The sequence below is a fragment of the Pseudonocardia sp. Ae717_Ps2 genome, from assembly GCF_001932475.1.
GTDB lineage: Bacteria > Actinomycetota > Actinomycetes > Mycobacteriales > Pseudonocardiaceae > Pseudonocardia.
The window spans coordinates 4,837,313-4,853,728 of the sequence record NZ_MCIS01000001.1 but is presented as its reverse complement, the minus strand read 5'-3'; the positions used below and the strand labels follow the sequence as shown (position 1 = coordinate 4,853,728).

Below are 16,416 nucleotides of genomic sequence, written 5' to 3'. Positions count from 1 at the left end.
CCGGGCAGCCGTACCGCGCCGCTCAGCCGCCGTCGACGGCGTCGGGCTCGATGTTGAGGTACTCCGCGACCTGTTCGACGAGCACCTCGTGCACGAGGTCGGCGAGGTCCTCGCCGTTGCGCGCCCTGGCCTCGAGCGGGCGGCGGTAGAGCACGATCCGCGCCCGGGTCGGCATCCCGGCGGAGTCGACCCCGGCCGGGACGAGGTGCGCCAGCGGGACGCCGACGTCGGCCAGCACCCCGGTGCCCCACACGATCTCGTCGGGCGAGGTGCGGTCGACCGACGGCACGTCGTCGACGGCGAGGTCGAGGTCGACCAGCTCCGGGCCCCAGCGCGCCTCGATCGGCTCGAGCGCCTCCAGCACCTTCGCGTCGAAGCGTTCGGCGCGGGTGCGGAAGGCCGGCGTCGACACCGGGTACATCAGGCCGCGCAGGCCGCGTCCGCGCCGGTCCCGCCGGCGCGGGCTGCGCGGCGGCCGGCGGTCTTTCTCGGGGCGAGCGGTGGGCACCAGGGCATTCTAGGACCCCGTGCCCCGTCGAGGGGCGACCCGCGACCGCGGCGGGCGGACCGTCCGCCGAGCGGGGTGCGCGTCGCAGTACGGCGGCGGGCCTGCGACGGGCTATCGTCGACGACGTGTTGAGTGTGCGGAGATGTTCACGGACGGGCTGCACCGAGCTCGCCGTCGCCACGCTCACCTACGTCTACGCCGACTCGACCGCCGTCGTCGGCCCGCTGGCCACGCAGGCCGAGCCGCACTCCTACGACCTCTGCACCGGGCACGCGCACAACCTCACGGCCCCCCGCGGGTGGGAGGTCGTCCGGTTCGAGGGCGAGTTCGCCCAGCCCCAGCACAGCGGTGAGGACCTCACCGCGCTCGCCGACGCCGTCCGCGAGGCGGGCCGGGTGGACCGCCCGGTCGAGGTCGTCGCACGGCCGGGTGGCACGGGGCGGCGCGGGCACCTGCGGGTGCTCCCGAAGCCCGAGGACGGCTGAGCCGCCCCACGGGGTGAGGAGACCTGCGCGGACGGGTGACACGACTGCGCTAGGGTCGTGCGTCGTGCCCGACCTCTCGGCGATCGTGAAGGCCTACGACATCCGCGGTGTCGTCGGCGACCAACTGGATGAGCCCACCGCGCGTGCACTGGGTGCGGCGACGGCGCGGCTCGTGGCGGGCGACGACCCGGCGCCGTCGGCGGTGGTCGTCGGGCGGGACATGCGGGACAGCTCGCCCGCGTTGGCGGCGGCGTTCGCGGACGGGGTGACCGGGCAGGGGCTCGACGTCGTCGACATCGGGCTCGCGAGCACCGACATGCTCTACTACGCGTCCGGCTCGCTGGACCTGCCCGGCGCGATGTTCACCGCGAGCCACAACCCGGCCGCCTACAACGGCATCAAGCTGTGCCGTGCCGGCGCCGTCCCGGTCGGTCAGGACTCGGGTCTCGCGACGATCCGCGACGAGGCGGCCCGCTTCCTCGACTCCGGGGTCCCCGAGGTCCCGTCCCGGGGGGCGGTGCGCACCGAGGACATGCTCGACGGCTACGCGCGTCACCTCCGCGGCCTGGTCGACCTGACCTCGCTGGACGCGTCCCCGGAGCTGACCGTCGTCGTCGACGCCGGGAACGGGATGGGCGGGCACACCGTCCCGACCGTGTTCGACGGCCTGAACGTGCGCGTCGTCCCGCTGTACTTCGAGCTCGACGGGAACTTCCCGAACCACGAGGCGAACCCGCTGGACCCGGCGAACCTGGTGGACCTGCAGAAGCGGGTCGTCGCCGAGGGCGCGGACCTCGGTCTGGCCTTCGACGGCGACGCCGACCGCTGCTTCGCCGTCGACGAGCAGGGCGAGGCGGTGAGCCCGAGCGCGATCACCGGTCTGGTCGCGGCCCGTGAGCTCGCCAGGGCGCACGCGGCGGGGGAGTCCGACGTCGTCGTGATCCACAACCTGATCACCTCGCGGGCGGTCCCCGAGCTGGTCGCCGAGCACGGCGGCCGCGCGGTCCGCACCCGGGTGGGGCACTCGTTCATCAAGCAGACGATGGCCGAGACCGGCGCGGTGTTCGGCGGCGAGCACTCCGCGCACTACTACTTCCGCGACTTCTGGAAGGCCGACTCCGGGATGCTCGCGGCGCTGCACCTGCTGGCCGCGCTCGGCGAGCACCGGGCGGCGGCCGACGGCGCGACGGTGTCCGGGCTGATGGCCGACTACGACCGCTACGCGGCCTCCGGCGAGATCAACTCGACGGTCGAGGACCAGGCGGGGCGGGTCGCCGAGATCGAGCGCGTCTTCGGCGCGCGCGACGGGGTCGAGCTCGACCGGCTGGACGGGCTGACCGTCTCGCTGCCGGACGGCTCGTGGTTCAACCTGCGGGCCTCGAACACCGAGCCGCTGCTGCGGCTCAACGTCGAGGCGGCGGACGCCGCGGCCGTCCGTGCCCTGGTCGACGAGGTGCTGGCGGTCGTGCGCGCCTGATCGCACGACCCCGCACACCTGCGGTGACGGCGTCCGTACCCGGTCGGCTGCCGCGGAGTGTCGGTACCGGGTGGCAGCATCGAGAGCGCGAGATGACGACGAGGAGAACCGTGGCCCTACAGCTCGACCCCCAGCTGCTGGAGATCCTGGCCTGCCCGTGCGACGCGCACGCGGTCCTGACCCCGGGTGAGGACCGGCTGACCTGCACGGCGTGCGGTCGCGCGTTCCCGGTGACCGACGGGATCCCGGTGCTGCTCCTCGACGAGGCGCTGCCCGGTACCGGGCCGGCGGGGGACGGACGGGACGACGGGTGAACGGGGTGCTCGACGACACGCTGCTGGCCGATCCCGAGGAGCTGGCGGCGCGGGACACCACGGGTGTCCTGCGGGCCGCCGCGACCGCGGGCGCCCAGGTCCGGTCCGCGTTGTACACCGCGGGCCAGGCCGGTCTGGACCGGCTGCGCGGGCACCGTCCCCGCGCGCTGGTGCTGCTGCGCCGGCCCGGCGTCTCCGGGGCGGTGGCCGACCTCGTCACGGCCCTGCTCACCGACCGCTGTCCGGTTCCGGTCGTGGTCGCCGAGCGGATGCCGGGCTGGATCGGGCCGCTGGACGTCGTCGTCGCGCACTCCACCGACCCCACCGACCCCGAGCTGGCCGAGTCGGTCTCCGTCGCGGTGCACCGCGGCGCCGAGGTCGTGCTCTCCGCGCCGGACTCCGGGCCGGTCGCCCAGGCGGGCGCCGGGCGCGCCCGGCTGGTCGAGCCGCGCATCCCGCTGCCCGAGGGCCTCGGGTTCGCCCAGGCGCTGACGGTCGCGCTGGTCGCCGTCGCCGAGCTGGACCTGCTGCCCGGGATGCGCAGCGAGGAGGTCCCGGCCCGGCTCGAGGCGCTGGCCGACGCGCTCGACGCCGAGGCCGAGCGCTGCCAGCCCGCGCACGAGCCGTTCGTGAACCCGGCGAAGGCGCTCGCGCTGCGGCTGGCCGAGCGGACCCCGCTGCTGTGGGGGGTGGACCCGGCCGCCGCCGCGGTGGCCCGGCACGGCGCGCTGGCACTGGCCACCCACGCCGGTGTCGTCGCGCACGCCGACGGGCTCGCGCAGGCCGGCACCCTGGCCGGGCTGCGCGTCGCCGTCGACCTGTCCGAGCGGGGCGGGGGCGACATCTTCCACGACCCGTTCGACGACCCGGCCCCCGGTGGCGACGCGCCGCCGCCGCGCCTGGTGCTGCTCGGCACGGGTGAGGAGGACCCGCAGGCGGTGAGCCGCCGGGTGCTCGGCCGGGAGTGGCCGAACGCCGACCTGGCGCACCCGGTCGACGAGATCCCGCGGGGCACCCGCGACGCGGCGCTGCTGCGTGCCGGCGTCCTCGCCCTGCGTGCCGACATCGCCGCCGTGTACCTCGGCCTGGCGACCGGCGCCACCCTGATCACCTGACCCCCGCGCACCTGACACCGGGAGACCCGTGGAACTGCTGGAGAACCCGATCCGCACCTACGCCTGGGGTTCGCGGACGGTCATCGCCGAGCTGCTCGGCGAGCCCGTCCCGTCACCGCACCCGCAGGCGGAGCTGTGGCTGGGCGCGCACCCGGCCGCCCCGTCGACGGTCGCCGGGGGCACCTGCCCGCTGCACGAGCTCATCGCCGCGGACCCGGTCGCTGCGCTCGGCCCGGGACGCGACCGCTGGGAAGGGCGGCTGCCGTTCCTGCTGAAGGTGCTGGCGGCCGAGGAGCCGCTGAGCCTGCAGGCCCACCCGAGCCTGGAGCAGGCCCGCGAGGGCTGGGAGCGGGAGAACGCCGCGGGGATCGCGGTGGACGCGCCGGACCGCAACTACCGCGACGCCCACCACAAGCCGGAGCTGATCTGCGCGCTGACCGAGTTCGTCGCGCTGGTCGGGTTCCGTGAGCCGGCCCGCACGGTGGAGCTGCTGCGCGCCCTCGACGTCCCCGAGCTCGCCACCTACACCGAGCTGCTCGCCGGTCAGCCGTGCCCGGACGGGCTGCGCGCACTGTTCACCACCTGGATCACGCTGCCCCAGTCGGTGCTCGACGGGCTCGTCCCGGCCCTGCAGGACGGCGCGATCAGGCTGCTGGAGCGCGGTACGGCCCCGGAGTGGACCGGCGAGGCGAAGACCACGCTCGACCTGTCCGAGCGCTACCCCGACGACGCGGGCGTGCTCGCCGCGTTGCTGCTCAACCGGATCACCCTGGCCCCCGGCGAGGCGCTGTACCTGCCGGCCGGGAACCTGCACGCCTACCTGTCCGGGGCGGGCATCGAGGTGATGGCCAACTCCGACAACGTGCTGCGCGGCGGCCTGACGCCGAAGCACGTCGACGTGCCGGAGCTGCTGCGGGTCCTCGACTTCACCGCCCCGCCGCCTCCGGTCCGCACCCCGGTCCCCGACCCGGGCGCCGACGGCTGGCAGCGCTACGACGTGCCGGTGGAGGAGTTCCTGCTCCGCCGTGCGGTCACCGACGGCCGGGACAAGCTCGACGTGCCCGGCACCGGCGCCCGCATCCTGCTGTGCGTCGACGGTGACGCCGCGGTCGACGCCGACGGTGGCAGCGTCGAGCTGCCCCGCGGCCGCGCGGTGTTCCTCTCCGCGACCGACAGCGGCGCCGTCCTGACCACCGGCGAGCACGGCGCCACCGTCTTCCTGGCGGGCGACGCCCTGTAACCGCGCCCGCACTCGCGCGCAGCGCTGTCGCACCGGCGGCTCATCCGCGGCGGGCCCGGTCTCCCTCGGCTGCCGCGGCGACGGCCGCCGCCACCTCGGCGAACGCCGCCACCGGGTCCGCGGCGGCGGCCGCCGAGAAGAAGCGCTCCAGCCCCTGTGCCGCAGCGGCGGCGTTGGCCTCGGCCCGCGGGAACATGGTCGCCTCGTAGCGGGCGACCGCCGCGACGAGGTCGTCCGGGGTGGCGGCGATCTCCCGGGCCAGGTCGGCGGCGTCGAGCATGGCGGAGTTGGCGCCCTGCCCGGAGAACGGCGACATCAGGTGGGCGGCGTCGCCGATCAGGGTGATGCCCGGGACCGGCTCCCACCGGTGCCCGACCGGCAGCATCTCCAGCGGCCGGTCGATGATCCGGTCGTCGCAGCGGACGATGAGCTCCCGCAGCTCGGGGGCGGCGTCGCCGAACGCGTCGAGCAGCACGGCGCGGGCGGCCGCCGGGTCGTCGAGCACCCCGCCGGTGCTGCCGAGCCCGTGCGCGGCGGCCCACCCGCGCTCCCGGCGGAACCCGGCGTACACGCGGGCGGAGCCGTCGGCGAGCCGCTGGCAGAACAGCGCCCGGCCGGTGGCGCGGGCGCTCATGGAGCCGCGGCCGACCAGGTCGTCGAGCCCGGGGAACGCCGACGGCGTGACCCGCAGCTCGACGAACGTGACCCCGGCGTAGGACGGCATCGCGTCCGACAGCAGCGGGCGGACCCGGGAACGTGCCCCGTCCGCCCCGACGACGAGGTCCGCGGTGATCCGGTCGCCGTCGGAGGCCCCGTCGGGTGCCCCGTCGAGTACGGCGTCGAGTCGTCCGTCGTCGCGGTGCTCGACGTGGTCGAGCCGGGCGCCCCAGCGCACCGTGCCGGGGCCGAGCGACCCGAGGAGCAGGGTGCGCAGGTCGCCGCGGTCGATCTCGGGGTTGAACGTCTCGCCGGGCGCGGCGCGCTCGTCGAGCAGGACGGTCCCGTCGAGGGCGAGCATCCGCATGTCTTGACCCTCGGGCCGGGAGATGCGCAGGAACTCCTCGAGCAGGCCGGCGGCGTCGAGCGCGATCTGTCCGCTGTCGCGCTGCATGTCCAGGGTGCCGCCCTGGTCGCGGGTGGCGATGTCGGTCTCGCGCTCGAGGACGGTGACGGCGATGTCGTGGCGCTGCAGGACGCGGGCGAGGGTCAGGCCGCCGGGGCCGGCCCCGGCGACGAGGACGTGCGGTGCGGTGCTGGTGGTGTCGGTCATGACGCCGACTGTAGATGAAGCGACTACAAAAATGTAGTAACTTCACTTTCAGAGTGACTGCGCTAACCTGTCGCCGTGACCACGCCCGGACGCCGCGAACGCAAGAAGGCCGCCACCCGCCAGGGCATCGCGGACGCCGCACTGCGGCTGTTCCTCGACCGGGGCTTCGACGAGGTGACCGTCGCCGAGGTCGCCGAGGCCGCGGACGTCTCGGTCACCACGCTGTTCAAGCACTTCGGCAGCAAGGAGGCGTTGCTGTTCGACGAGGACGGGGCGCAGGAGGCCGAGCTGGTCGCCGCGGTGCGCGACCGTGCGCCGGGGACCGACGTCGTCGACGGGCTGCAGGCCTGGCTGCTCCGGCGCGTCGACGGGCCGCCCTCGGACCGGCGGCCGAGCGCGGAGGACCTGGAGCGCTTCCGCAGGCTCACCGACGCGGCGCCGAGCCTGCGCGACCACGCACGACGGATGTGGGCCCGCCACGAGGCCGCACTCGCGGCGGAGCTGGCCCGCGACGCAGGCCGGGACGAACCGTCACCGGCGGACCGGGTGCTCGCGCACGTCGTCGTCGGGATCCCGCCGCTGCTGCGTGAGCAGGCCGGTCGGGCCCGCGAGCACCTCGACGCCGCGTTCGCGTTGATCCGCCACGGCTACGACGCCGCTCAGTAGGAGACGCGGCTCAGTAGGAGACGCAGCTCAGCAGGAGACGCGGCTCAGGTGGTGACGCTGCTCAGTAGGTGTCGGGCGCCCGGTGGTGTTCGAAGATCAGTGACGTGCGGGTGCCCGCGACCTCGGCCCACGCGTTGAGCGTGCCGACCAGGTCGCGCAGTGCCACGGTGTCGGCGGTCGCGACCCGGATCATGTAGTCGTCCTCGCCGGCGAGGAAGTACACGTCGCGGACCTCGGGGCGGCGGGACACCCGGGTCACGAACTCGGCGAGCCGGTCGCGGGCGTCGGACTGCAGGCGGACCGAGATCATCGCCTGCAGGGGGTGGCCGGTCGCCGCCGGGTCGACGTCGGCGTGGTACCCGCGGATCACCCCGCTCTCGCGCAGTGCCCGGACCCGGCCCAGGCACGTCGACGGGGCGATTCCCGCCCCCGCCGCGAGTGAGTTGTTCGGCGTCCGGGCATCCCGCTCCAGCTGGCGCAGCAGGGCGCGGTCGACCCCGTCGAGCCGAACAGGGTTCGACGACGGCGGCCTCTTCCGTGGCGTCGACGAAGGATCGTCGTTCATGAGTCACCTCAGAGAATCTTGTTCAGTTCTGTTGGCAGCTTATCGATGTTTCTTCACCATTGATGCAGGACAGGGCCCCGAGCGGAGGAGAAGGACATGCGCGTCGCAGTGCCGAAGGAGACCAAGGACAACGAGTTCCGGGTGGCGCTCACGCCCGCCGGGGTGCACGAGCTCGTCGGACGGGGGCACGAGGTCCTCGTCGAGCACGACGCCGGCGCCGGGTCCGCGATCTCCGACGCCGACTTCAAGGAGGCCGGGGCGCACATCGTGTCCGACACCGCCGAGGTGTGGGGCTCGGCCGAGCTGCTGCTCAAGGTGAAGGAGCCCATCGAGTCCGAGTACGGCTTCCTCCGGCCCGACCTGACGCTGTTCACCTACCTGCACCTGGCCGCGTCGCGCGCCTGCACCGACGCTCTGCTCTCGGCGGGGACGACCTCCATCGCCTACGAGACCGTCACCGACTCCCGCGGCCGGCTGCCGCTGCTCGCCCCGATGAGCGAGGTCGCGGGCCGGCTCGCCCCGCAGGCCGGCGGCTACCACCTCATGCGCTCGGCCGGCGGGCGCGGCATGCTCCTGGGCGGCGTCCCGGGCGCCCCGGGTGCCGAGGTCGTCGTGCTCGGGGCCGGTGTCGCGGGGGCGAACGCCATCGCCATCGCCGCCGGCATGCGGGCGAAGGTGACCGTGCTCGACGTCGACGTCGACAAGCTCCGCGCGATCGACGAGCAGTACGGCGGGGCCGTGCGCACCCAGTACTCCACCGCGCTGTCCGTGCGCGAGGCGGTGACCACCGCCGACCTCGTGATCGGCGCGGTCCTGCTGCCCGGGGCCAAGGCGCCGACCCTGGTGTCGAACGAGCTCGTCTCCCAGATGCGGCCCGGCGCCGTGCTCGTCGACATCGCGATCGACCAGGGCGGATGCTTCGAGGACTCGCGGCCGACCACCCACGCCGACCCGACCTACCAGGTGCACGACACGATCTTCTACTGCGTCGCGAACATGCCCGGCGCCGTGCCGCACACCTCGACCCGCGCGCTGACCAACGCCACGATGCCGCACGTGCTGCGCCTGGCCGACCGGGGCTGGCGGGCCGCGACCGAGGCCGACCCGCACCTGGCCGCCGGCCTGTCGACCCACGCCGGGACGCTGCTGTCGCACGAGGTCGCGCAGGCCCACGGACTGCCGCACGGCACCGTCTGACCGGGACCGGTTCGACGGCGCAACACCATCGTGACCTTAAATCCGGCCCCGGATTCGTGACGCAGGCCGCACCGCGGTCGTAGTTTCACCGGCCATGACGGTCACGAGCCGTGGTGGCGGCATGTTCCGCACCAAGACGGTCGAGCAATCCATCCGGGACACCGACGAACCGGACACCCGGCTGAAAAAGGACCTCGGGACGATCGACCTGATCGTCTTCGGGGTCGCGGTGGTCATCGGCGCCGGCATCTTCACCCTGGCCGCCAGCACGGCCGGCAACATCGCAGGACCCGCGGTGTCGCTGTCGTTCGTGCTGGCGGCGGTCGCCTGCGGTCTGGCCGCGCTCTGCTACGCGGAGTTCGCCTCGACGGTGCCGGTCGCCGGCAGCGCCTACACCTTCTCCTGCGCCACCCTGGGCGAGTTCATCGCCTGGATCATCGGCTGGGACCTGGTGCTGGAGTTCGCTGTCGGCTCGGCCTACGTCTCGAAGGGCTGGTCGGAGTACCTGGCCCAGACCCTCGGCCTGCTCGGCATCGAGGTGTCGACCTCGTTCGAGCTGGGGAGCTTCTTCTCCTTCGACTGGGGCGCGCTGCTGCTCGTGGTCGTCCTGGCGTTCCTGCTCTACCGCGGCACGAAGCTGTCCAGCCGGGTCAGCCTGGTGATCACCACGATCAAGGTCGCGATCGTGCTGTTCGTGATCATCCTGGGTGCGTTCTTCATCAACGCGGCGAACTACACCCCGTTCGTCCCGGAGCCCACGCCCGGCAGCGTCGACACCGGAACCGGCATCCAGCAGTCGCTGCTGTCGTTCTTCGGGGGCGCCTCGTCGAGCGTCTTCGGCGTCTACGGGGTGTTCGCCGCCGCCGCGATCGTGTTCTTCGCCTTCATCGGCTTCGACGCCGTCGCCACGACCGCGGAGGAGACGAAGAACCCGTCCAAGGCGCTGCCGCGCGGCATCCTCGGCTCGCTCGCGATCGTCACCGTGCTCTACGTCGCCGTCGCGCTCGTGATCACCGGCATGGTGCCCTACACCGACCTGGCCACGAAGCCCGACGGCACCCGCGCCACGCTGGCCACCGCCTTCGCCTCGCTGGGCATCAACTGGGCGGCGACGATCATCGCCATCGGTGCGCTGCTCGGTCTCACCACGGTCGTCATGGTGCTGATGCTCGGCCAGATCCGCGTCATCTTCGCGATGTCGCGCGACGGGCTGCTGCCGACCGCGCTGGCGAAGACGAACCGCTTCGGCACCCCGGGCCGTGCCACCTGGCTGATCGGCGTCGTCATCGCCCTGGTCGCGACGTTCTTCCCGGCCCAGGACCTCGAGCAGATGGTCAACATCGGCACGCTGTTCGCGTTCGTGCTGGTCTCGATCGGCGTGGTGGTCCTGCGCCGGACCCGGCCGGACCTGCCGCGCGGCTTCCGCACCCCGCTGGTGCCGCTCGTGCCGATCCTGGCCGTGCTCGCCTGCGTCTGGCTGATGCTGAACCTGTCGGTCGAGACCTGGCTGCGGTTCATCATCTGGATGGTCATCGGTGTGGTCGTGTACTTCGCCTACTCGCGGAAGAACTCGATCCTCGGTCGTCGCGAGCGCGGCGACCTGCCCGCCCAGGCGTCGTCCTCGGACTGACCCGACCCGCTCCACGACGGCGGCGCACCTGGACCGGGGGCGCCGCCGTTCCGCATCAAACGGACTTTCCGTATCTTTCCCGCCATGACGGCCAGAAGCCCGAACAGTGGTATCTTTCGTACGAAATCGGTCGAGCAGGCGATCCGGGACACCGAGGAACCGGAGTTCCAGCTTAAGAGGTCGCGCGGATTGATCACAGCTGGGTCGCGGCCGGGTGTCGATGGTGAGGGGCGGGCACGGGCCTGTCGATCATGAAGTTGTTGACTCTTCGTGATCGTCTGGAGGCCGCGTGCCCGCCCTGCCATCATGGTTGACCGAGCCGTTGTGGGACCAGTTCGCCGCGCTGCTGCCGCCCCGGGTCGAGTTCGATCCCACTCATCCGTGGGGCTGTCACCGCCGCCGGATCGCGGATCGGGTCGTGTTCGACAAGCTCCTGCAGGTGCTGCGGTTCGGCTGCCCGTATCAGGGCGTCTCCGACAGCACCTGCTCGGCGACCACCATCCGCGATCGCCGTGACGAGTGGATCCGGCTCGGGGTCTTCGCCCAGCTACGCCGGATCGCCCTGGACGCCTACGACCGCATCGTCGGCCTGTTGCTTGACGACGTTGCCGTCGACGGCGCCATCACCAAGGCCCCCGGCGGCGGTGAGGTCGCCGGACCGTCACCGGTTGACCGGCGTAAACAGGGCATGAAGCGATCGGTGCTCGTCGAGGGCCATGGCATCCCACTGGGCCGGGTCCTGGCCGGGGCACACCGCCACGACTCCCCGCTACTGGGCCCCACTCTCGACCACCTCGACGCTCTCGGCCCGCTGCCCGACGACATCACCGTGCACCTCGACGCCGGCTATGACTCCGGTAAGACCCGCGACACACTCACCGAACGGGGCCTGCACAGCGAGATCGCGCGCAAGGGCGAGAAAGCACCGATCCAGGCCACCCAACGCTGGCACATCGAGCGCACCAACGCCTGGCACAACAGCTTCAACCGGCTGCAGCGCTGCTACGAACGCCGCGAAACCGTCGTCGACGCGTTCTTCGACCTCGCCGACACCATCATCACACTCCGTAGCCTGATCCGGCAGGCCTGGACCACGCACCGCTGGGACAGCCGACCACACCGCCGCCCATGATCATCCATCAATCCGCGCGACCTCTAAGAAGGCCCTCGGCCCGGTCCAGCTGACGATCATGGGGATCGGTGTCCTGATCGGCACCGGCGTGTTCGTGCTGGCAGGGGAGGCGGCGGCGCTCTACTCGGGCCCCGAGGTGTCGCTCTCGTTCCTCATCAGCGGGATCGTGTGCGCGCTCGCGGCGCTCTGCTACGCCGAGTTCGCCTCCAGCGTCCCGGTGGCGGGCAGCGCGTACACGTTCTCCTACGCCTCGATGGGCGAGTTCATCGCCTGGATGATCGGCTGGGACCTCGTCCTGGAGTTCACCCTCGGCGCGGCCACGGTGTCGAAGGGCTGGGGCGGCTACTTCGACACGGTGATGGCGAGCATCGGGCTCCCGGTGCCCGACGCCGTCTCGGCCGGGCCCGGCGGCGGCGGGATCGTCGACCTGCCCGCGGTGTTCATCGCGCTGCTGATGATGGCCGTGCTGATCGTCGGCATCAAGCTGTCGGCCTGGGTCAACGCCACGGTCACCACGCTCAAGCTCGTCATCGTCGCCGGGATCATCGGCATCGGTGTCTTCTTCGTCTCGGGCGAGAACTGGATCCCGTTCGTCCCCGAGTCCCGGCCGGCCGACTACTCCACCGCGGCGGGCACCCCGCTGATCATGGACCTGTTCGGCATCGACACGGCGTTCGGCCTGACCGGCGTCTTCACCGCCGCCGCGCTGGTCTTCTTCGCCTACCTGGGCTTCGACATCGTCGCGACGCTGTCGGAGGAGGTGCGGGAGCCGCAGCGCACGATGCCGATCGGCATCATCGCCTCGCTGACCATCGCGACCCTGCTCTACATCATCGTGTCGCTGGTCTACACCGGGATCCTGCCCTACGAGCAGCTCGGGGTGGAGGCGCCGGCCGCGGCGGCGATGGCCGCGACCGGGCTGCCCGCGGCGGAGTTCATCATCTCCTTCGGCATCCTGATCGGCCTCACCGTCGTGATCATGACGCTGATGCTCGGCCAGACCCGCGTCGCGTTCGCGATGAGCCGCGACCGGCTGCTGCCGCCGTGGCTGGCCCGGGTGCACCCGCGGTTCCGCACCCCGTACCGGCTGACGATCATCACCGGTGTCTCGGCGGCCCTGATGGGCGGCTTCCTGGAGCTCACCGAGCTGGGCCAGCTGGTCAACATCGGCACCCTGGCCGCGTTCGTGCTCGTCTCGATCGGCGTGATCGTGCTCCGCAAGCGCCGTCCGGACCTGCCCCGCACGTTCAGGGTGCCGTTCATGCCGGTGCTGCCGATCGTGTCGGCGGTGGCCTGCTTCGGCGTGGCACTGTTCCTGCCCGCCGACACCTGGATCCGGTTCTTCGGCTGGATGGCGCTGGGCGCGGTCCTGTACTTCGTCTACGGCCGCAGGCGCTCGCGGCTGGCCACCGGCCAGTCCCTGGCCGAGATCGCCGCCGAGTCCCGCGGACGCAAGGCCCCGCAGCAGTCCGAGCAGTAGTCGATCCGAGACGCAGTCGATCAGTACCTGAGCGCTGTCCGGCCGGTCCGCGGCAGCGCTCAGGTACTGCTGATCACGGGGTCGATGGTGGAGCCGGGGCACCCACCTCTCGGCCAGGTGCGCGTCGCAACCGATCTTTCCCGGACCACTCCCTGTAACCGCCCGGCCGCAGTACGCTCGCCCTCCATGACCGCCGCGTCGCCGGACGACCCGCACACGCCTGCGGTCTGCCTCGACGTCGGCTCCTGCTGGACCAAGGCCGTGCTGGTGCTGCCCGACGGGACCCCGGCCGGGTTCGCCGAGCACCCCACCACCCCCGACGTGCTCACCGGGGTCGACGCGGCGGTCGCCGCCGCTGCGGCCGCCGCGGGCCGGCGCAGGCGTGCCGCGCCGCGGGTGCTGGCCTGCTCCTCGGCCGGCGGGGCCCTGCGCCTGGCCGTGGTCGGGGCCGAGACGTTGACCGCGACCGAGGCCGGGCACCGGGTCTGCCGCTCCGCGGGGGCCCGGGTGGTCGGGGTGCACCCCGGTCCGCTGGAGCCCGACGCGGTGCTGGAGCTGTCGAGCCGTCGTCCCGGCGCGGTGCTGCTGCTCGGCGGGGCCGACGGGGCCGACCCGGCGGTGCTGCTGCACAACGCGGGCAGGCTGGCCCGCACCCGAGGGCACTGGCCGGTGCTGCTCTCGGTCGGCGAGGACGCCCGCGCCGACGCGCTCGGCCTGCTGCTGGCCGGCGGGCGGGCCGTGACGACCTGCCCCAACGTCACGCCGCAGCCGGGCCGGATCGTCGCCGGACCCGCGCGGGACGCCGTCGCCGCGCTCTACGCCCGGCACGTCCTCGGGGCGGGCACCGGCCGGTTCGGCGCGCTGGTCCGCTCCGGCACGCACGCCGCCGTCGGCGACGGGGCCGGGGTGCTGGCCCGGCTGACCGGGACCGGGGTGCTCGTCGTCGACGTCGGGTCGGCGACCACCGACGTGCACCGCCACGGCCCCGGCTCCGGTCCGGCGGCCGCGACCGTGGAGGGCGACCTCGGGGTGCGCGACGGCGCCGTCGGCGTCCTGACGGAGGCCCAGACCGAGGGCATCGTCGACCCGGTCGAGGCCGATCTGCTCGGCCCGGCCGTCGCCACGCTGCAGGAGTCGCGGGCCACCGTGCCCGCCGACCGGGGCGCGGCGGCCGAGGACCGCAGGCTGGCAGCGATCGCCGCGGTGGTCGCGCTGCGCAGGCACCTGCGCCACACCGGCGTCCTCGCCGACCCCGCGCAGCCCGAGCCCGGCCCGGGCACCCCCGTCGACGCAGGTGAGATCGGTCTCGTCGTCCTCACCGGGGGCGTGTTCCGCCAGCGCGACGCGGCCGGGCTGGCCGCCGCGGCCCGCACGGTGCGCCACGACGCCGTCCTGGCCCCGTTGCTGGCCCGGGCGGAGGTGCGGGTCGACAGCGAGTCCGTGCTGGCCCCGGCCGGGCTGCTGGCCGCCCACGGCCGCGAGGTCGCGGCGAGCGGGCTGCTCGCCGAGCACCTGACGGGCTGATCACGCATGAGTTGACACCCCCGCACCGGCTCGCGACCATGGAGGTCGCGACATCGCCGGGCGCCGAGAGGCGCTGCAGCGGCCGTGACCGTCACCGGTCCGTCCGCCACGCTCGGGCCCGGCCGGCACGGACGAGAAAGGGCGCCTGTCTCCGACGAGGAGGGAGGACGCCGTGCCCCGTGCACGTCGCTCCTCCTCGCCGTCGGACCGCACCCGTCGTGCCGACGAGTACGACTCGATCGCCTGAGGAGGCGCACCCACCCCATGACCGATCACCCGAAGCTGCAGCACGCCGGCGGCCTGGACTTCGCGATCGCCGACATCTCCGAGGCGGAGTACGGCCGCAAGGACATCCGGCTCGCCGAGAACGAGATGCCGGGCCTGATGGACCTGCGCCGGGAGTACGGCGAGTCGAAGCCGCTGTCGGGCGCCCGGATCGCCGGGTCCCTGCACATGACCACCCAGACCGCGGTCCTCATCGAGACCCTCGTCGCGCTCGGCGCCGACGTCCGCTGGGTGTCCTGCAACATCTTCTCCACCCAGGACTACGCGGCCGCCGCGACCGTCGTCGGCCCGCACGGCACCCCCGAGGAGCCCAAGGGCGTCCCGGTGTTCGCCTGGAAGGGCGAGTCGCTGGAGGACTACTGGTGGTGCACCGAGCAGCTGTTCAAGTTCCGTGACGCCGACGGCAACGTCGTCGGCCCGAACATGATCCTCGACGACGGCGGCGACGCCACCCTGCTCGTGCACAAGGGCGTCGAGTTCGAGAAGACCGGCGTCGTGCCGAGCTTCGCCGACGACGACCTGTCGGTCTCCGACGAGGAGCGGGTCGTGTTCGACACCCTGCGCCGCAGCCTCGCCGAGGACCCGCAGCGCTGGACGACGATCAACTCCGACATCCGCGGCGTCACCGAGGAGACCACCACCGGCGTCAACCGGCTGTACCAGCTGGCCGAGCGCGGCGAGCTGCTCTTCCCGGCGATCAACGTCAACGACTCGGTCACCAAGTCGAAGTTCGACAACAAGTACGGCATCCGCCACTCGCTGGTCGACGGCCTCAACCGGGCCACCGACGTGCTGCTCGGCGGCAAGGTCGCGGTCGTCGCGGCCTACGGCGACACCGGCAAGGGCTCGGTCGAGGCGCTCGCCGGCCAGGGCGCGCGCGTCATCGTCGCCGAGGTCGACCCGATCTGCGCGCTGCAGGCGCTGCTCGAGGGCCACGAGGTCAACACCCTCGAGAACGTCATCGAGAAGGCCGACATCGTGGTGACCGCGACGGGCAACAAGGACATCGTCACGGTCGACCTGATGAAGCGCATGAAGCACCAGGCGATCGTCGCCAACGTCGGTCACTTCGACAACGAGATCGACATGGCGGGCCTGTCCCGCGTCGAGGGCATCAAGAAGATCAACATCAAGCCCCAGGTCGACGAGTGGATCTTCCCCGACGGGCACTCCATCATCGTGCTGTCCGAGGGCCGGCTGATGAACCTGGGCAACGCGACCGGTCACCCGTCGTTCGTGATGTCCAACAGCTTCTCCAACCAGGTGATCGCCCAGATCGAGCTGTTCACCAAGCATGAGGAGTACAACAACGACGTCTACCGGCTGCCGAAGCACCTGGACGAGAAGGTCGCGCGGATCCACGTGCAGGCCCTCGGTGGCGAGCTGACCAAGCTCAGCAAGGACCAGGCCGAGTACATCGGCGTGGACGTCGAGGGTCCGTACAAGCCCGAGCACTACCGGTACTGAGCGAGTAGCTCGCGGATCGCGCATCATCGGTACTGAGCGAGTAGCTCGCGGATCGCGCATC

The 16,416-nt window shown here is 72.7% G+C and carries 15 protein-coding genes; 12 read left to right on the top strand and 3 right to left on the bottom strand.

What is annotated here, in order from left to right:
• Positions 1–22: 22 nt before the first annotated feature.
• Complete coding sequence (locus Ae717Ps2_RS22165) at positions 23–508, bottom strand: metallopeptidase family protein (RefSeq protein ID WP_170917003.1); 486 nt, start codon at positions 506–508, stop codon at positions 23–25.
• A 134-nt stretch (positions 509–642) separates the two neighbouring features.
• Between Ae717Ps2_RS22165 and Ae717Ps2_RS22160 the strand changes: the two genes are divergently transcribed.
• From Ae717Ps2_RS22160 to manA, 5 genes are all read left to right on the top strand, one after another.
• A complete protein-coding gene (locus Ae717Ps2_RS22160) occupies positions 643–993 on the top strand; it encodes a DUF3499 domain-containing protein (RefSeq protein ID WP_020627719.1) in 351 nt (116 codons plus the stop codon).
• A gap of 64 nt (positions 994–1,057) precedes the next feature.
• Positions 1,058–2,470 carry a phosphomannomutase/phosphoglucomutase gene (locus tag Ae717Ps2_RS22155; RefSeq protein WP_075329696.1) on the top strand — a complete coding sequence of 471 codons (1,413 nt, stop codon included), beginning with the start codon at positions 1,058–1,060 and terminating at the stop codon, positions 2,468–2,470.
• A 110-nt stretch (positions 2,471–2,580) separates the two neighbouring features.
• Positions 2,581–2,784, top strand: a complete 204-nt coding sequence (locus Ae717Ps2_RS22150) for a Trm112 family protein (protein WP_020627721.1) — start codon at positions 2,581–2,583, stop codon at positions 2,782–2,784.
• Positions 2,781–3,899 carry an SIS domain-containing protein gene (locus tag Ae717Ps2_RS22145; RefSeq protein WP_139318934.1) on the top strand — a complete coding sequence of 373 codons (1,119 nt, stop codon included), beginning with the start codon at positions 2,781–2,783 and terminating at the stop codon, positions 3,897–3,899. Before Ae717Ps2_RS22150 ends, Ae717Ps2_RS22145 begins: the two co-directional genes overlap by 4 nt.
• A 28-nt stretch (positions 3,900–3,927) precedes the next feature.
• On the top strand, positions 3,928–5,139 hold the full coding sequence (gene manA / locus Ae717Ps2_RS22140; RefSeq protein ID WP_075329695.1) for a mannose-6-phosphate isomerase, class I: 1,212 nt from the start codon (positions 3,928–3,930) through the stop codon (positions 5,137–5,139).
• 40 nt (positions 5,140–5,179) lie between these two features.
• Here manA and Ae717Ps2_RS22135 read toward each other — a convergent pair whose 3' ends face one another.
• On the bottom strand, positions 5,180–6,409 hold the full coding sequence (locus Ae717Ps2_RS22135) for an NAD(P)/FAD-dependent oxidoreductase (protein WP_075310348.1): 1,230 nt from the start codon (positions 6,407–6,409) through the stop codon (positions 5,180–5,182).
• A gap of 75 nt (positions 6,410–6,484) precedes the next feature.
• Between Ae717Ps2_RS22135 and Ae717Ps2_RS22130 the strand changes: the two genes are divergently transcribed.
• Complete coding sequence (locus tag Ae717Ps2_RS22130; RefSeq protein ID WP_020623596.1) at positions 6,485–7,075, top strand: TetR/AcrR family transcriptional regulator; 591 nt, start codon at positions 6,485–6,487, stop codon at positions 7,073–7,075.
• A gap of 61 nt (positions 7,076–7,136) precedes the next feature.
• On the opposite strand, the gene Ae717Ps2_RS22125 is transcribed toward Ae717Ps2_RS22130, so the two are convergent.
• Positions 7,137–7,640, bottom strand: coding sequence for an Lrp/AsnC family transcriptional regulator (locus tag Ae717Ps2_RS22125; RefSeq protein WP_020623597.1), 504 nt, complete (start codon positions 7,638–7,640; stop codon positions 7,137–7,139).
• Between the two features lie 96 nt (positions 7,641–7,736).
• Here Ae717Ps2_RS22125 and ald point away from each other — a divergent pair, with 96 nt between their 5' ends.
• From ald to ahcY, 6 genes are all read left to right on the top strand, one after another.
• Entirely contained in the window at positions 7,737–8,837 is a 1,101-nt protein-coding gene (gene ald / locus Ae717Ps2_RS22120) for an alanine dehydrogenase (protein WP_075310350.1), read from the top strand.
• A 94-nt stretch (positions 8,838–8,931) separates the two neighbouring features.
• Positions 8,932–10,467 (top strand): amino acid permease, encoded by a 1,536-nt coding sequence (locus Ae717Ps2_RS22115; RefSeq protein WP_075333853.1) that lies wholly within the window; start codon positions 8,932–8,934, stop codon positions 10,465–10,467.
• A gap of 289 nt (positions 10,468–10,756) precedes the next feature.
• A complete protein-coding gene (locus Ae717Ps2_RS22110) occupies positions 10,757–11,599 on the top strand; it encodes an IS5 family transposase (protein WP_075329730.1) in 843 nt (280 codons plus the stop codon).
• Positions 11,600–11,609: 10 nt separating this feature from the next.
• On the top strand, positions 11,610–13,079 hold the full coding sequence (locus Ae717Ps2_RS22105; RefSeq protein WP_075333852.1) for an amino acid permease: 1,470 nt from the start codon (positions 11,610–11,612) through the stop codon (positions 13,077–13,079).
• A 186-nt stretch (positions 13,080–13,265) separates the two neighbouring features.
• Complete coding sequence (locus tag Ae717Ps2_RS22100) at positions 13,266–14,603, top strand: glutamate mutase L (RefSeq protein ID WP_075333851.1); 1,338 nt, start codon at positions 13,266–13,268, stop codon at positions 14,601–14,603.
• 264 nt (positions 14,604–14,867) lie between these two features.
• The gene (gene ahcY / locus Ae717Ps2_RS22095) at positions 14,868–16,355 is read left to right on the top strand and encodes an adenosylhomocysteinase (RefSeq protein WP_020622194.1); all 1,488 of its coding nucleotides are present in this window, start codon (positions 14,868–14,870) and stop codon (positions 16,353–16,355) included.
• The last annotated feature ends 61 nt before the right edge of the window (positions 16,356–16,416 follow it).